This is a genomic window from Kitasatospora sp. NPDC056446 (assembly GCF_042796115.1).
GTDB lineage: Bacteria > Actinomycetota > Actinomycetes > Streptomycetales > Streptomycetaceae > Kitasatospora.
Genome location: NZ_JBHTRF010000005.1, coordinates 114300 through 127440, shown reverse-complemented (window position 1 = coordinate 127440; position 13141 = coordinate 114300). Strand labels below are relative to the sequence as shown.

Genomic DNA, 13141 nt, shown 5'->3' with positions numbered 1-13141 from the left:
GGATGTGCGGCGCCCCCCGGTTGCCGGACCGGGGTCTCATCCGTGTCACAGGACGACCACGCGGGGTGTGCGGCGGGCGGACTAGGCTGACCGCATGAGCAGCCCGAACCCGACGCCCCTGGACCTCACTCTCGACGGCGGGGCGCTGACCGCCCGGCTCGTCGACTTCCCGTCGGTGAGCGGCGACGAGCAGGCGCTCGCCGACGCGGTGGAGGCCGCCCTGCGCGGCTACCCGCACCTCACCGTGGACCGGTACGGCAACAACGTGGTCGCCCGCACGACCCTGGGCCGCGCCGAGCGCGTCCTGCTGGCCGGCCACCTGGACACCGTGCCGATCGCCGACAACCTGCCCTCGTACGTCGACGGCGACCTGCTCTACGGCTGCGGCACCTCGGACATGAAGTCCGGCGTGGCCGTCCAGCTGCGGCTGGCCGCCACGCTCGCCGAGCCCAACCGCGACCTCACCTTCGTGTTCTACGACTGCGAGGAGGTGGAGGCCCACCGCAACGGCCTCGGCCACCTCGCCAGGGACCGTCCGCAGTGGCTGGCCGCCGACTTCGCGGTGCTCATGGAGCCGAGCGGCGGCATGGTCGAGGGCGGCTGCCAGGGCACCCTGCGGGCGCAGGTCCGGCTCTCCGGCGTGCGCGCCCACTCGGCCCGCGGCTGGCTCGGCGACAACGCCATCCACCACGCCGCCGAGGTGCTGACCAGGCTCGCGGCGTACGAGCCGCGCCGGGTGGAGATCGACGGCCTGGAGTACCGCGAGGGCCTGAACGCGGTCCGGATCGACGGCGGCGTGGCCGGCAACGTGATCCCGGACGAGTGCGTCGTCACGGTCAACTTCCGCTACGCGCCGGACCGCAGCGAGGCGGAGGCGGAGAAGCACGTGCGCGAGGTCTTCGACGGCTTCGAGCTGACCGTGACGGACTTCGCCCCGGGCGCCCTGCCCGGCCTCGCCCAGCCGGCCGCGCAGGCCTTCCTGGCGGCCACCGGCGGCCAGGCCCGGGCCAAGTTCGGCTGGACGGACGTCGCCCGGTTCAGCGCGCTGGGCGTCCCGGCGGTCAACTACGGCCCCGGCGACCCGAACCTCGCGCACAAGCGGGAGGAGCACTGCTCGCTGAGCGCCATCGCCGAGACCGAGGAGCGGCTGCGCGGCTGGCTGACCGACTGAGCCGCCGGCCGGCGTACGGGCCGTTCCGCTGCTGGTCCGCCGCTGATCGGCCGGTGGTCGGTTGTCGGTCGGCCGTCGGTCCGTCAACGATCGGATGCTGATCCGATCAACGGTCGAACGCCACCTTCCGGTTGCCCAACCGACCTTCCCCCGTTGCCTGAAAACGGGGGAGGGCGGGCGTAGGGTTTCGTCATGACAGGCACAGGAGACGAGAAGCACTACGGACACGGCCCCGAGCAGGTCGGCGTGCCGCGGAAGAAGAAGGCCTGGCCCGAGAAGCAGAAGGGCCCGGTGCTGGTGCGCCGGGACCAGGTCGGCACGAGCACCACGGACCAGCGCCTGCTGGACACCACCGGTCCCACCGACTGGCTGCACACCGACCCGTGGCGGGTGCTGCGGATCACCTCCGAGTTCGTCGAGGGCTTCGGCGCCCTCGCCGAACTCCCGCCCGCGATCAGCGTCTTCGGCTCCGCCCGGACCCCGGCCGACTCGCCCGAGTACGAGGCCGGCATCGCCATCGGCCGGGCCCTCGCCGAGGCCGGCTACGCGGTGATCACCGGCGGCGGACCGGGCGCGATGGAAGCCGCCAACCGCGGCGCCTCCGAGGCCGGCGGCCTCAGCGTCGGGCTCGGCATCGAGCTGCCCTTCGAGCAGGGCCTCAACGAGTTCGTCGACCTCGGGCTGAACTTCCGCTACTTCTTCGTCCGCAAGACGATGTTCGTGAAGTACGCGCAGGGCTTCGTGGTGCTGCCCGGCGGCCTCGGCACGCTGGACGAGCTGTTCGAGGCGCTCACCCTGGTGCAGACGAAGAAGGTCACCCGCTTCCCGGTGATCCTCTACGGCAGCGCGTACTGGGGCGGCCTCTACGAGTGGCTGAAGAACACCCTGGTCGCGCAGGGCAAGGCGGCCCCGCACGACCTGGAGCTGTTCCACATCACCGACGAGGTCGACGAGGTCCTGAAGATCCTCGCCGACGCCCGCCGGCCCGCCGAAGAGATCTAGGCCCGCCAGGCCCCAGGCCCGGGCCCCGGCTCAGGCTCAGGCCAGCCCCCGGCGGGCGACCGCCGGGGGGCGGGTGCCCCGGATCGAGGCGACCATGTCCAGCACCTGGCGGGTCTCCGCGACCTGGTGCACCCGGTAGATCCGCGCGCCCAGCCAGGCCGAGACGGCCGTGGTCGCCAGGGTGCCGAGCAGCCGCTCGTTCACCGGCAGGTCCAGGGTCTCGCCGACGAAGTCCTTGTTGGAGAGCGAGACCAGCACCGGGAAGCCGGTCGCGGTCATCTCCGGCAGCCGGCGGGTGGCCTCCAGCGAGTGCCGGGTGTTCTTGCCGAAGTCGTGCCCGGGGTCGATGACCACCGCGTCCCGCCGCACGCCCAGCTCCACCGCGCGCTCGGCCAGGCCCACGGTCACCCGCAGGATGTCCGCCATCACGTCCTCGTACCCGGCCCGGTGCGGGCGCGTGCGCGGCTCGGCCCCGCCGGCGTGGGTGCAGACCAGCCCGACGTCGTGGCGGGCGGCCACCTCGGCGAGCTTCGGGTCGACCCCGCCCCAGGCGTCGTTCAGCAGGTCCGCGCCCACCTCGCAGACGGCCTCGCCGACCTCGTGCCGCCAGGTGTCCACGCTGATCACGGCCCCGGGGTTGCGCTTGCGCAGCTCGGCGACGAAGGGCACGGTGCGCCGCAGCTCCTCCTCGACCGTGACCTCGTCGCCCGGGCCGGCCTTCACCCCGCCGATGTCCAGGATCGCCGCACCCTCGGCCACCGCCCGGTCGGCGGCGGCGAACGCGGCCTCGTCGGCGAAGGTCGCGCCCTTGTCGAAGAACGAGTCCGGAGTCCGGTTGACGATCGCCATGATCACCAGTTCGTCGTCACCGAATTCCCGCGGTCCCAGGCGCAGTGCCACCGATGTCTCCTCCAGAGCTCCTGCGGGTGCGATGATGGCCCCCGGCCTCACTAGGGACCATGCTGTCATGATCAGTCTGGTTCCCTGGCACCTCGACAGAAGGCCGGCCGGGAGTTCGGGAGGATAGCTCGTGTTCTGGGTGATCGTGGTCGCCATGGCCGTGGTGGTCGGCGGCGCCGCCCTGGTGGCGCTCGGCGGGGGCGGCTCGATGCCGGAGGCGGTACCGGACCGCATCTCCGCGCGGCTCCCGCAGGACCGTCCGCTGGGCAAGGCGGACGTGGACGACCTGCGGCTGCCGATGGCGCTGCGCGGCTACCGGATGGACGAGGTGGACGACGTCCTCGACCGCCTCGGCGCCGAACTCGCCTACCGGGACGCCCGGATCGCCGAACTGGAGGCCGCCGCCCACCTGCGCGGCGCCGTCGAGGCGACCGCCGGGCCCGACCCGGCGGCCGAACCGCTGCCCGGCCTGGAGCAGTTCGCCAAGGTCGTCCAGCCGGCCGCCGCCCGCGTCGAGCCGACGCGGGCCGCCGAGCCGGCGCAGGGCGACGAACCGGTGCGGGCCGGGGAGCCGGCCCCGGCACCCGAGGACGCGAAGCCGGTGAACGACCGGTGACCGGTCCGGCCGACGGCGCGGTGCTCGGCGCGGACGGCCTGCGCCGCTGCGGCTGGGGCGACTCCACCGACGACTACCGCGTCTACCACGACACCGAGTGGGGCCGGCCGGTGCACGGCGACGACGCGCTGTTCGAGCGGGTCTGCCTGGAGGCCTTCCAGTCCGGCCTGTCCTGGCTGACCATCCTGCGCCGCCGCGAGGGCTTCCGGGCCGCGTTCGCGGGCTTCGCGATCGCCGAGGTCGCCGAGTTCGGCGAGGCCGACAAGGAGCGGCTGCTCGCCGACACCGGCATCATCCGCAACCGGGCCAAGATCGAGGCGGCCGTCGCCAACGCCCGGGTCGCCCGCGACCTGGAGGGCGGCCTGGACGCGCTGATCTGGGGGTTCGCCCCGGCGGGCGACCGGCCGGCCCCGCGCCGGCTGAGCGAGGTGCCGGCCGTCACCCCCGAGTCGACGGAGCTGGCGAAGGCGCTGAAGAAGGCCGGCTTCCGCTTCGTCGGCCCGACCACCGCCTACGCCCTGATGCAGGCCTGCGGCCTGGTGGACGACCACCTGGCGGACTGCCACGTCCGCACCGGGGCGAAGGGCTGAACCGCCCTCCCGGGGGCGGCACAGCGCCCGCTGAGGGGCGCGGCGCCGCCCTTGCCGCGAGCGGGCTCAGCGCCCGACGTACTTCGGCTTCTCCTTGGCGATGAAGGCGCGCACCGCGATCCGGTGGTCCTCGCTCTCGCCGGCCAGCGTCTGCAACTCGTCCTCCTTGTCGAGGAGTTCGTCCAGCGAGTGGGCGGCGCCGTAGGCCAGCGACTCCTTGATGGCGCCGTACGCGACCGTGGGTCCCTCGGCCAGCTCGCGGGCGAAGGCCCGGGCCGTCCCGGCGAGTTCAGCGGCCGGCACCACCTTGGTGGCCAGGCCCAGCTCCATCGCCTCGGCGGCCTTCACCGTCCGGGGCAGCATCAGCAGCTCGGTGGCCCTGGCGTGCCCGACCAGCCGGGGCAGCGTCCAGGACGCGCCGGAGTCGGCGGTGAGGGCGATCCCGGCGAAGGCGGTGTTGAAGCCGGCCCGGTCGGAGAGGATCCGGAAGTCGCAGGCGAAGGCGAGCGAGGCGCCCGCGCCGGCCGCCACCCCGCCGACCGCGGCGACGGTGGGCTTGCGCATCCCGGCCAGCGCCCGGGTCAGCGGGTTGTAGTGCTCGGCGACGGTGCGCAGCGCGCCCTCGCCGGTCTCCTCGGCCCGCTTCAGCAGCGCCAGGTGCTCGTTCAGGTCCTGCCCGACGCAGAACGCGCGGTCGCCCGCCCCGGTCAGCAGCACCGCCCGGACCGCCGGGTCCTCGGCCGCGGCGACCACGGTGTCGCGCAGCGCGACCTTGGTGGCCACGTCGAGGGCGTTCATCGCCTCGGGGCGGTTGACGGTGATGACGGCCAGGCCGCCGTCCAGCTCGTACAGCACGGAATCGGACATGGGTGAGGGCTCCCGGGTGATCGTCGCGGTGTCGGTGTCGTGTGCCAGGATGCCGGAGCACACGGTGGCCTGGGGAGTGTGAGGTATCGCACCTTCCCGGGGCGTCCGTGCCGTCGCCACGCCGGGGCTTATGACGTGAATTGCGGCGGTTGGGGGCGGTCCGGCCGAGGTTGCACCGAGAGTGATGTTGGTCATCAGCCCGCGGCATGCGGGATAATGGCTTCCGATCAATGCGTTCGATACCGGCGGTGGACGGACTGCCGGTGCGTAGCTGAGCGGTTGCAGGAAGGGGAACGAGCATGGCGGCCATGAAGCCGCGGACGGGTGACGGCCCGCTCGAAGTCACCAAAGAGGGGCGGGGCATCATCATGCGCGTTCCGCTCGAAGGCGGCGGACGCCTTGTGGTGGAGCTCACGCCTGACGAGGCCGACGCCCTCGGCGAGGCGCTGAAGAAGGCCTGCGGCTGACCGCAGAAGGCTCCCCATCTCCTGGAGATGCGCTGCCGGGCCCGGGTACGACGTCATGTCGGCCCGGGTCCGTGCGTTTTCCCGCCCGGAGCGGCGGGCCCCGTGACGGGCGGGGCCCGCAGCGGCGGGCCCTACCGCTTGACCGCGCAGAGCAGCCCGTCCGAGACCGGCAGCAGCGCCGGCAGCAGGGCCTCGCTCTCCCGGACGTCCCGGACCAGGTCCCGGACCGCGCCGGTCTGCGGGTCCTGGAGCTCCGGCTCGGCGAGCCGGCCCTCCTGGAAGACCCCCTCGAAGCAGACCATCCCGCCGGGCCGCAGCAGCCGCAGCGACTCCAGCAGGTACTCGCGCGACTCGGCCGGGTCACCGTCGCAGAACACCAGGTCGTACTGGCCGTCGGCGAGCCGGGGCAGCACCTCCAGGGCCCGGCCAGGTATGAACCGGGAGCGGTTGGCCGCGAACCCGGCCGCCTGGTACGCCTCGCGGGCCAGTTGCTGGCGCACCGGCTCGGAGTCGACCGTGGTGAGCACGCCGTCCGGCCGCATCCCGCGCAGCAGGTAGACCCCGGACACCCCGGTGCCGGTGCCGATCTCGGCCACCGCCTTGGCGTCCAGCGCGGCCGCGAGCAGCCGCAGACAGGCCCCGCCGCTCGGTCCGATCGCCCGTATGCCGGTCCGCGCGGACTGGGCCCGGGCGTAGGTCAGCACCGCGTCCTCGCCCACGTAGGTGTCGGCAAGGGCCGCGCGTGCGGGCCCGAACTCGCTGATGGCTGCCTCTTTCGGAGCCCCGGGTGGAGGCCCGGCGCGGAGGGATGTCGATATTTCCTGCCACAGGTTACTGGCCGACCGGGAACCGCGTACGGCGGCGGGCCGTTGTCATGACGGACCGGGTACGACGGACCTCCCGGGCACTTTTATCCGGGCTTGACGGGTGAGGTGGATATGGTGGTGGCCCTGCTGGGCAGAAGAGCCGACCGAGGAGGTGTGGCCGAGGGCGACGTCCCCGTGCGGCGGCACTCCCGCGGCACCGCGTCAGCCCGTACGCCGAAGCCCGTGATGAACCAGCCTGCGCACTCCGACCTGGACCAGCCCGCCGCCGAAACGCCGGCCGCCGGTACCACCGAGGCCCCCGCCCTCGCGACCTTCACCGAGGGTCCCGACGCGCAGACCTGGACTCCGCCGTCGTGGGAGGAGATCGTCGAGGCGCACAGCGCCCGCGTCTACCGGCTCGCCTACCGCCTGACGGGCAACCAGCACGACGCCGAGGACCTCACCCAGGAGGTCTTCGTCCGGGTGTTCCGTTCGCTGTCGACCTACACCCCCGGCACGTTCGAGGGCTGGCTGCACCGGATCACCACCAACCTGTTCCTGGACATGGTCCGCCGCCGCCAGCGCATCCGTTTCGACGCGCTCGGCGAGGACGCGGCCGAGCGGCTCCCCTCCCGGGAGCCCAGCCCGGCCCAGCACTTCAGCGACACCCACTTCGACGCCGACGTGCAGCAGGCCCTGGACACCCTGGCCCCGGAGTTCCGGGCGGCCGTGGTGCTCTGCGACATCGAGGGCCTGTCGTACGAGGAGATCGCGGCCACGCTGGGCGTCAAGCTCGGCACCGTCCGCAGCCGCATCCACCGCGGCCGTTCGCACCTGCGCGCCGCGCTCAAGCACCGGGCCCCCGGCTCGGCGCCCGGCCGTGAGCGCCGCGGCGGCTCGGAGGAGCCGGTGCCGGTCGGCGTCGGCGCGGTCGAGGCCGCCGTCGCGCCCGGTGGGCGCGGACGGAGGCGGTCGTGAGCGGAACCAGCCGGTCCGGCTCGGACCGCCCGGACCCGTCCGGTCGGTCCCTGACCCGGCGGGGCTGGGCGCTGCCGGGCCGTCGCGGTGTCGACGAACCCGGTGAGCCCGTGCTGCCCGCGGCGGGGCTGCCCGCCGACACGGCGCTGTACGCGCTGCCGGTCCGGTCGGTCGAGCCCGCCGCCGAGGAGCACCACCTCGGCGAGCGCCTCTCCGGCTTCCTCGACGGCGAACTCGGCCACGACTCGCGCGAGCGCGTCCAGGCCCACCTGGCGACCTGTCCGCAGTGCCTCGCCGAGGCCGACGAGGGCCGCGCCGTCAAGCACCTGCTGACCCGCACCGGCACTCCCGGCCCCTCCTCCTCGCTGATGGCCCGGCTGATGGCCGTGGGCGCCCTCCCCGAGGACGGCCCGGGGGACGGCGACTGGCCGGCCCGCCCCCGGCGCGACGATGACGACGACGACCTGCCGGGCGGCGGCGTCGCCGCCACCGGCACGCTCGGCGGCAGCCGGCTCGACGGCGGCTCCTTCGGCCGCGGCGCCGGTGCCTCCTTCGGCGCGGGCGCGCTCGGCGCCGGAGCGCCGGTGCCCGGGGTCGACCCGCGGGCCTTCGGGCGCGGGGCGGTGCTGCGGCCGCTGATGGGCCGGCGTTCCGCCCGTCCCGAGACCGTCGCGGCGGACGACGTCCGGCCGCAGCAGAACGCCGCCGCCCTCCGCTCCGGCGCCCGCGGGCGCCGCCTGGTCTTCGCCGCCGCGGGCGCCTTCTCCGTCGCCGCGGTCACGCTCGGCGGCGTCGGCGGGCTCGGCACGCAGGGCGAGGACCGCCACGGCACGACGGTCAGCCCGGCCGGCGGCGGCACCGGCACCGGCCGAGGCGGCGGCCTCGTCCCGATGACCGCGCAGGTCCCGGTGGACTTCCCCGGCCGCCCGGTCGCCGCGACCCGCGAGGCGACCCCGCCGCCGTCCCCGGAGCGCTACCCGGGCGGCGTCGCCGCCCTGCGCCAGCAGACTCGCTAGGACGGCCCCGGACGGGCCCTGGAGGGGCTCTCGTGTCCGGGCCCGGAGCTCGGCCACCGGCAGGTCTTTACCACGGCTTCATCCCAGCGTGGACCAGGGACTCGCCGGTGGCCATTACCCTGTAGGAACCGTCGTCCGGCGAGCTAGGGAGCAAAGGGTGTTCAGCGACGTAGGCGGGCTGGAGGTCCTCACCCTCATCGTGATGGCGATCATCATCTTCGGCCCGGACAAGCTCCCGAAGCTGATCCAGGACACCATGGGGTTCATCCGGAAGATCCGTTCCTTCGCGGACAACGCGAAGGAGGACATCCGCAGCGAGCTCGGCCCGGAGTTCAAGGACTTCGAGTTCGAGGACCTCAACCCCAAGACCTTCGTCCGCAAGCAGCTCATGGGCGACGGCGAGGACCCGCTGGGCCTCAAGGACATGAAGGACTCGCTGGACATCCGCTCCGTCCTGGACGACAAGCCCGCCGCGCCGGTCAACGGCCGCACCGGCAGCGTCAGCTTCGAGAAGTCCGAGGCCCCGGCGCCCGCCGCCGCGGGTGCCCCGCTGGCACCCGGCGAGCGGCCCCCGTTCGACCCCGACGCCACCTGATCGCCGCTCCGGAACGGCCCCCGGAAGCACGCCGCCGCCCCGCCCGGCCGCCCGGCTGAGCGGGGCGGCGGCACGTGCGCCGCTATTGTGCTGATTGTTCCCGCTGAGCCGTCCGTCACATTCCGCGCCGTCGCGGACCAGGAACGGCCCCCGGGAACGCCGAGGTACGCCACCATGGGAGCGCGCCACGGCAGGCAAACGTGCGTTTGAGGAGGCCCGGGGATGGACGCGATGAGTCAGGCGGGAGGGGCGACGGCCACGGCCGGCGGCCCGGTGGTCGGCGGGCAGGCCGGCCCGGTGGACCCGCTGGTGCCCTACCTGTCCGCAGACTTCCCCTGGTACGGGCTGGACGACGGCTGGACCGGCCGCCGCTACCTGGTGCAGGCCGGCGCCGGCACCCGCGCCGCCGGCAGCGTCGACTACGGCTCGCTCGGCCACGGCGACGAGCCGGCCAAGCAGTACGAGCCCCGCGACATGCGCAAGTTCGCGGCCGTGGTCACCATGGCCCGCCGGGACAGCCGCCGCAGCGCCGACAACACCGGCACCCTGGAGGCGACCTCCGCCTCCTCCGCCGCCTGGCTGGCCGGCTCCGGCCTGCTCGCCGCGACCTGGCCCGGCCAGCTGGACCGCATGCTGCGCCAGGACTGGCTGGACCAGCAGAGCAGCCTCGCCTGGGACCTCGCCGACGACCTGGCGGGCCCCGGCTGGTCCACCCTCAGCCTGCCCGTCAACGGCTTGCCGCAGCCCTTCCGCTACCGCGAGTCCGAGTACGGCTGGGTGCTGGCCGGCGAGGCCCCCGGGGTCCTCCTCGGCGCCTACGGCCGCGGCGTCAGCGCGTACGGCATCGGCTTCTCCACCGTCCCGGACCTCGGCGCGTACACCCGGCCGTAGAACCGGCGGGAACCACGAGGGGCCGGGTGGTCGAAACCACCCGGCCCCTCGTCGGTCACCGCGTCAGAACTTGTTCTTCGGGGTCAGCCCGAGCGACATCCCGGACAGGCCGCGCTGGCGGCCGCCGAGCTTGCCGGCCACCGCGCGCAGGGCGGCGCCGGCCGGGGAGTCGGGTGCGGCGAGCACGACCGGGCGGCCGTCGTCGCCGCCCTCGCGCAGGCGCACGTCGATCGGGATCGAGCCGAGCACCGGGACGGTCGCGCCGACCGTGCGGGTGAGCGCGTCCGCGACGATCTGGCCGCCGCCGGTGCCGAAGACGTCGATCATCTCGTCGCAGTGCGGGCACGGCATGCCGGACATGTTCTCGATCACGCCGACGATCTTCTGGTGGGTCTGCACCGCGATGGTGCCGGCCCGCTCGGCCACCTCGGCGGCGGCCATCTGCGGGGTGGTGACGATCAGGATCTCCGCGTTGGGGACCAGCTGGGCCACCGAGATCGCGATGTCGCCGGTGCCGGGCGGCAGGTCCAGCAGCAGCACGTCCAGGTCGCCCCAGTACACGTCGGCCAGGAACTGCTGGAGCGCGCGGTGCAGCATCGGGCCGCGCCACACCACCGGGGCGTTGCCCGGGGTGAACATGCCGATCGAGATGACCTTCACGCCGTTCGCCTGCGGCGGCATGATCATGTCCTGGACCTGGGTCGGCCGGCCCTCGACGCCCAGCATGCGCGGCACGCTGTGGCCGTAGATGTCGGCGTCCACGACGGCGACCTTCAGGCCGTCGGCGGCCATCGCGGCCGCCAGGTTCACCGTCACGGAGGACTTGCCGACGCCGCCCTTGCCGGAGGCGACGGCGTAGACGCGGGTCAGCGTGCCCGGCTTGGCGAACGGGATCTCCCGCTCGGGGGCACCGCCGCGCAGCAGCTGGGAGAGCTCCTTGCGCTGCTCGTCGCTCATCACGTCGAGCTCGACCTCGACGGCGGTCACCCCGGGGACCTTCCCGACCGCGTCGCGGACCCGGGTGACGATGGTGTCGCGCATCGGACAGCCGGAGACCGTCAGATAGACCGCGACGTGCACCGCGCCGTCCCCGGCGATCCCGACCGATTTCACCATGCCGATCTCGGTGATCGGACGGTTGATCTCCGGGTCGTTGACGGTCGCCAGCGCCTGGCGTACGGACTCCTCCGTGACGCCGGCCGCGACCTCTGTCTCGTTGGCCATGCCTTGATGGTACGGCGCCGCGCCGACTGCTCTACCTGTCGGTAGCGTGCCACGGGTCACAGCGGGTCGCGGGCGTCCCTGCGTTCCTCGATCTCCTTGAGCAGCGACTGGAGTTCGGACCGGACGCCGCTCATCTCGGAACTGATGAAAGCCCGGGTCGCGACCTCGCCCAGCCCGTGCCGCAGGGCCGCGACCTCCCGGGTCAGGTACTCGGTGTCCGCGATGTTGCGGTCGCTGCGGGCCCGGTCCTGCTCCATGTTGACCCGGTCCCGGTTGTCCTGGCGGTTCTGCGCCAGCAGGATCAGCGGAGCCGCGTACGAGGCCTGCAGCGACAGCGCCAGGGTCAGGAAGATGAACGGGTACTCGTCGAAGCGCACGGTCGCCGGCAGCAGCGTGTTCCACGCTATCCAGATGACGACCACCACCGTCATCCAGACGATGAACCGCCCGGTGCCGAGGAAGCGGGCGATCCGCTCGGACAGGACGCCGAAGGCCTCCGGGTCGTAGGACGGCAGCGAGAGCAGGCCGGGGCGCGCGGTGCGGGGCTGGTCGAGCCTGGTGCGGCCGGTGCCGGTGATCGGGGTGGTCTCCGCCCGCCGTTCCCGGGCGCCCTCGCGGGTGCGCAGCTCGCGCAGTTGGCGCAGCTGGCGCAGTTCGCCCTGGAGGCGGCGGCGCGCGGAGTCGTCCGGCCGGCCGTTGCGGTCACCGTCCACCGGTCACCCCTTCCCTCTCGTCGTGCCGGGTGTCGCCGTGCGCGGTGTCGTCGCGGGCGTGCAGCGCGGCGTCGCGCCAGTCGTCCGGCAGCAGGTGGTCGAGCACGTCGTCGACGGTCACCGCGCCGAGCAGGTGGTCCGCCTCGTCCACGACGGGCGCGGCGACCAGGTTGTACGTCGCCAGGTAGCTGGTGATCAGCGACAGCGGGGTGTCCGGCGGCAGCGCGTCCAGGTCGTCGTCCACCAGCGAGCCGACCAGCACGTACGGGGGCTCGCGCAGCAGCCGCTGGAAGTGCACGGTGCCCAGGTAGCGGCCGGTCGGGGTCTCGTTCGGCGGGCGGCAGACGAAGACCTGCGCGGCGAGGGCGGGCTTGTGGTCGCTGACCCGGACCCGGGCGAGCGCCTCGGCGACCGTCGCGTCCGGCTCCAGGACGATCGGCTCGGTGGTCATCAGACCGCCGGCGGTGTCCTCCTCGTACGTCAGCAGGCGGCGCACCGGCGCGGCCTCGTCGGGCTCCATCAGCTGGAGCAGCCGCTCGGCCTCCTCGCCGGGCAGTTCGGAGAGCAGGTCGGCGGCGTCGTCCGGGTCCATCGCCTCCAGGACGTCGGCGGCGCGCTCCTCCTGGAGCTTGCCGATGATCTCGACCTGGTCGTCCTCGGGCAGCTCCTCCAGGACGTCGGCGAGCCGTTCGTCGTCCAGCGCGGCGGCCACCTCGGCGCGGCGCTTGGCCGACAGGTGGTGCATCACGCTGGCGAGGTCGGCGGGGCGCAGCTGCTCGAAGGTGGCGAGCAGGTTGGCGGCGCCCTGGTCCTGCTCGGGCAGCGCGAAGCCGGTGACGTCCTGCCAGTCCAGGGTGAGCCGCTCGCCCTTGGCCTTGCGCAGCCGGCCGGCCCGCCCGACCTGCACGAAGACCTTGCTGACCTCCCACTCGCGCAGCCGGCTCTGCACCATGCCGACGTCCAGCACGGTGACGTCCTCACCGGTCTTGGACCAGGTGACGGTGCGGTCCAGCAGTTCGGCGAGCACCAGCGTCTCGGACGGGCGCTGCTCGAAGCGGCGCAGGTTGATCACCCCGGTGGTGAGCACCTGGCCGGACTCCAGGCTGGTGACCCGGGTCATCGGCAGGAAGATCCGGCGCCGGCCGACCACCTCGACCACCAGGCCGAGCACGCGCGGCGGGCGTCCGCCGAGCCGCAGCGAGACGACCACGTCCCGGACCCGCCCCACCTGGTCGCCGTTCGGGTCGAAGACCGCGATGGCGGACAGATGGGAGATGAAGACCCGGGTGCCTGGTCCTGCCATGG

At 73.7% G+C, this 13141-nt stretch carries 15 protein-coding genes; 9 read left to right on the top strand and 6 right to left on the bottom strand.

What is annotated here, in order from left to right; translation table 11 throughout:
* Positions 1-94 precede the first annotated feature (94 nt).
* Both dapE and ACFQ6N_RS05330 read left to right on the top strand, forming a co-directional pair.
* Entirely contained in the window at positions 95-1171 is a 1077-nt protein-coding gene (gene dapE / locus ACFQ6N_RS05335; protein ID WP_380647029.1) for a succinyl-diaminopimelate desuccinylase, read from the top strand.
* Between the two features lie 192 nt (positions 1172-1363).
* On the top strand, positions 1364-2173 hold the full coding sequence (locus ACFQ6N_RS05330; RefSeq protein ID WP_380647028.1) for a TIGR00730 family Rossman fold protein: 810 nt from the start codon (positions 1364-1366) through the stop codon (positions 2171-2173).
* A 36-nt stretch (positions 2174-2209) separates the two neighbouring features.
* Here the strand turns inward: ACFQ6N_RS05330 and folP are convergent, their stop codons facing one another.
* A complete protein-coding gene (gene folP, locus ACFQ6N_RS05325) occupies positions 2210-3022 on the bottom strand; it encodes a dihydropteroate synthase (protein ID WP_380647130.1) in 813 nt (270 codons plus the stop codon).
* A 181-nt stretch (positions 3023-3203) separates the two neighbouring features.
* Here folP and ACFQ6N_RS05320 point away from each other — a divergent pair, with 181 nt between their 5' ends.
* Together ACFQ6N_RS05320 and ACFQ6N_RS05315 are read left to right on the top strand one after the other, a co-directional pair.
* Positions 3204-3689 (top strand): DivIVA domain-containing protein, encoded by a 486-nt coding sequence (locus ACFQ6N_RS05320; protein WP_380647026.1) that lies wholly within the window; start codon positions 3204-3206, stop codon positions 3687-3689.
* On the top strand, positions 3686-4279 hold the full coding sequence (locus tag ACFQ6N_RS05315; protein ID WP_380647025.1) for a DNA-3-methyladenine glycosylase I: 594 nt from the start codon (positions 3686-3688) through the stop codon (positions 4277-4279). Before ACFQ6N_RS05320 ends, ACFQ6N_RS05315 begins: the two co-directional genes overlap by 4 nt.
* Positions 4280-4345: 66 nt before the next feature.
* Here the strand turns inward: ACFQ6N_RS05315 and ACFQ6N_RS05310 are convergent, their stop codons facing one another.
* On the bottom strand, positions 4346-5146 hold the full coding sequence (locus ACFQ6N_RS05310; protein ID WP_380647024.1) for an enoyl-CoA hydratase-related protein: 801 nt from the start codon (positions 5144-5146) through the stop codon (positions 4346-4348).
* 299 nt (positions 5147-5445) lie between these two features.
* Between ACFQ6N_RS05310 and ACFQ6N_RS05305 the strand changes: the two genes are divergently transcribed.
* The gene (locus tag ACFQ6N_RS05305) at positions 5446-5613 is read left to right on the top strand and encodes a DUF3117 domain-containing protein (RefSeq protein ID WP_014137929.1); all 168 of its coding nucleotides are present in this window, start codon (positions 5446-5448) and stop codon (positions 5611-5613) included.
* Between the two features lie 131 nt (positions 5614-5744).
* Here the strand turns inward: ACFQ6N_RS05305 and ACFQ6N_RS05300 are convergent, their stop codons facing one another.
* Complete coding sequence (locus ACFQ6N_RS05300; protein WP_207809516.1) at positions 5745-6377, bottom strand: O-methyltransferase; 633 nt, start codon at positions 6375-6377, stop codon at positions 5745-5747.
* A gap of 288 nt (positions 6378-6665) precedes the next feature.
* Here ACFQ6N_RS05300 and sigE point away from each other — a divergent pair, with 288 nt between their 5' ends.
* From sigE to ACFQ6N_RS05280, 4 genes are all read left to right on the top strand, one after another.
* Positions 6666-7397, top strand: coding sequence for an RNA polymerase sigma factor SigE (gene sigE, locus ACFQ6N_RS05295; RefSeq protein ID WP_380647128.1), 732 nt, complete (start codon positions 6666-6668; stop codon positions 7395-7397).
* Positions 7394-8413 (top strand): zf-HC2 domain-containing protein, encoded by a 1020-nt coding sequence (locus ACFQ6N_RS05290; protein WP_380647023.1) that lies wholly within the window; start codon positions 7394-7396, stop codon positions 8411-8413. The genes sigE and ACFQ6N_RS05290 overlap by 4 nt, the downstream gene beginning before the upstream one ends.
* Positions 8414-8570: 157 nt before the next feature.
* On the top strand, positions 8571-9008 hold the full coding sequence (locus tag ACFQ6N_RS05285) for a sec-independent translocase (RefSeq protein ID WP_380647022.1): 438 nt from the start codon (positions 8571-8573) through the stop codon (positions 9006-9008).
* A gap of 222 nt (positions 9009-9230) precedes the next feature.
* Positions 9231-9899, top strand: coding sequence for a hypothetical protein (locus ACFQ6N_RS05280; RefSeq protein WP_380647020.1), 669 nt, complete (start codon positions 9231-9233; stop codon positions 9897-9899).
* A 63-nt stretch (positions 9900-9962) separates the two neighbouring features.
* Here the strand turns inward: ACFQ6N_RS05280 and ACFQ6N_RS05275 are convergent, their stop codons facing one another.
* The 3 genes from ACFQ6N_RS05275 to ACFQ6N_RS05265 are packed head-to-tail and all read right to left on the bottom strand — an operon-like array spanning position 9963 to position 13139.
* Entirely contained in the window at positions 9963-11123 is a 1161-nt protein-coding gene (locus ACFQ6N_RS05275) for an Mrp/NBP35 family ATP-binding protein (protein WP_380647017.1), read from the bottom strand.
* A gap of 56 nt (positions 11124-11179) precedes the next feature.
* Positions 11180-11776 carry a DUF1003 domain-containing protein gene (locus ACFQ6N_RS05270; RefSeq protein ID WP_380647127.1) on the bottom strand — a complete coding sequence of 199 codons (597 nt, stop codon included), beginning with the start codon at positions 11774-11776 and terminating at the stop codon, positions 11180-11182.
* 49 nt (positions 11777-11825) lie between these two features.
* Entirely contained in the window at positions 11826-13139 is a 1314-nt protein-coding gene (locus ACFQ6N_RS05265; protein ID WP_380647015.1) for a magnesium transporter MgtE N-terminal domain-containing protein, read from the bottom strand.
* Between the last annotated feature and the right edge of the window lie 2 nt (positions 13140-13141).

What these genes read in the sequence shown, in the direction of transcription:
- dapE (WP_380647029.1), top strand. Translation starts at nt 95, where the DNA reads ATGAGCAGCCCGAACCCGACGCCCCTGGACCTCACTCTCGACGGCGGG.
- ACFQ6N_RS05330 (WP_380647028.1), top strand. Translation starts at nt 1,364, where the DNA reads ATGACAGGCACAGGAGACGAGAAGCACTACGGACACGGCCCCGAGCAG.
- folP (WP_380647130.1), bottom strand. Translation starts at nt 3,022, where the DNA reads ATGGCGATCGTCAACCGGACTCCGGACTCGTTCTTCGACAAGGGCGCG.
- ACFQ6N_RS05310 (WP_380647024.1), bottom strand. Translation starts at nt 5,146, where the DNA reads ATGTCCGATTCCGTGCTGTACGAGCTGGACGGCGGCCTGGCCGTCATC.
- ACFQ6N_RS05305 (WP_014137929.1), top strand. Translation starts at nt 5,446, where the DNA reads ATGGCGGCCATGAAGCCGCGGACGGGTGACGGCCCGCTCGAAGTCACC.
- sigE (WP_380647128.1), top strand. Translation starts at nt 6,666, where the DNA reads ATGAACCAGCCTGCGCACTCCGACCTGGACCAGCCCGCCGCCGAAACG.
- ACFQ6N_RS05280 (WP_380647020.1), top strand. Translation starts at nt 9,231, where the DNA reads ATGGACGCGATGAGTCAGGCGGGAGGGGCGACGGCCACGGCCGGCGGC.
- ACFQ6N_RS05275 (WP_380647017.1), bottom strand. Translation starts at nt 11,123, where the DNA reads ATGGCCAACGAGACAGAGGTCGCGGCCGGCGTCACGGAGGAGTCCGTA.
- ACFQ6N_RS05265 (WP_380647015.1), bottom strand. Translation starts at nt 13,139, where the DNA reads ATGGCAGGACCAGGCACCCGGGTCTTCATCTCCCATCTGTCCGCCATC.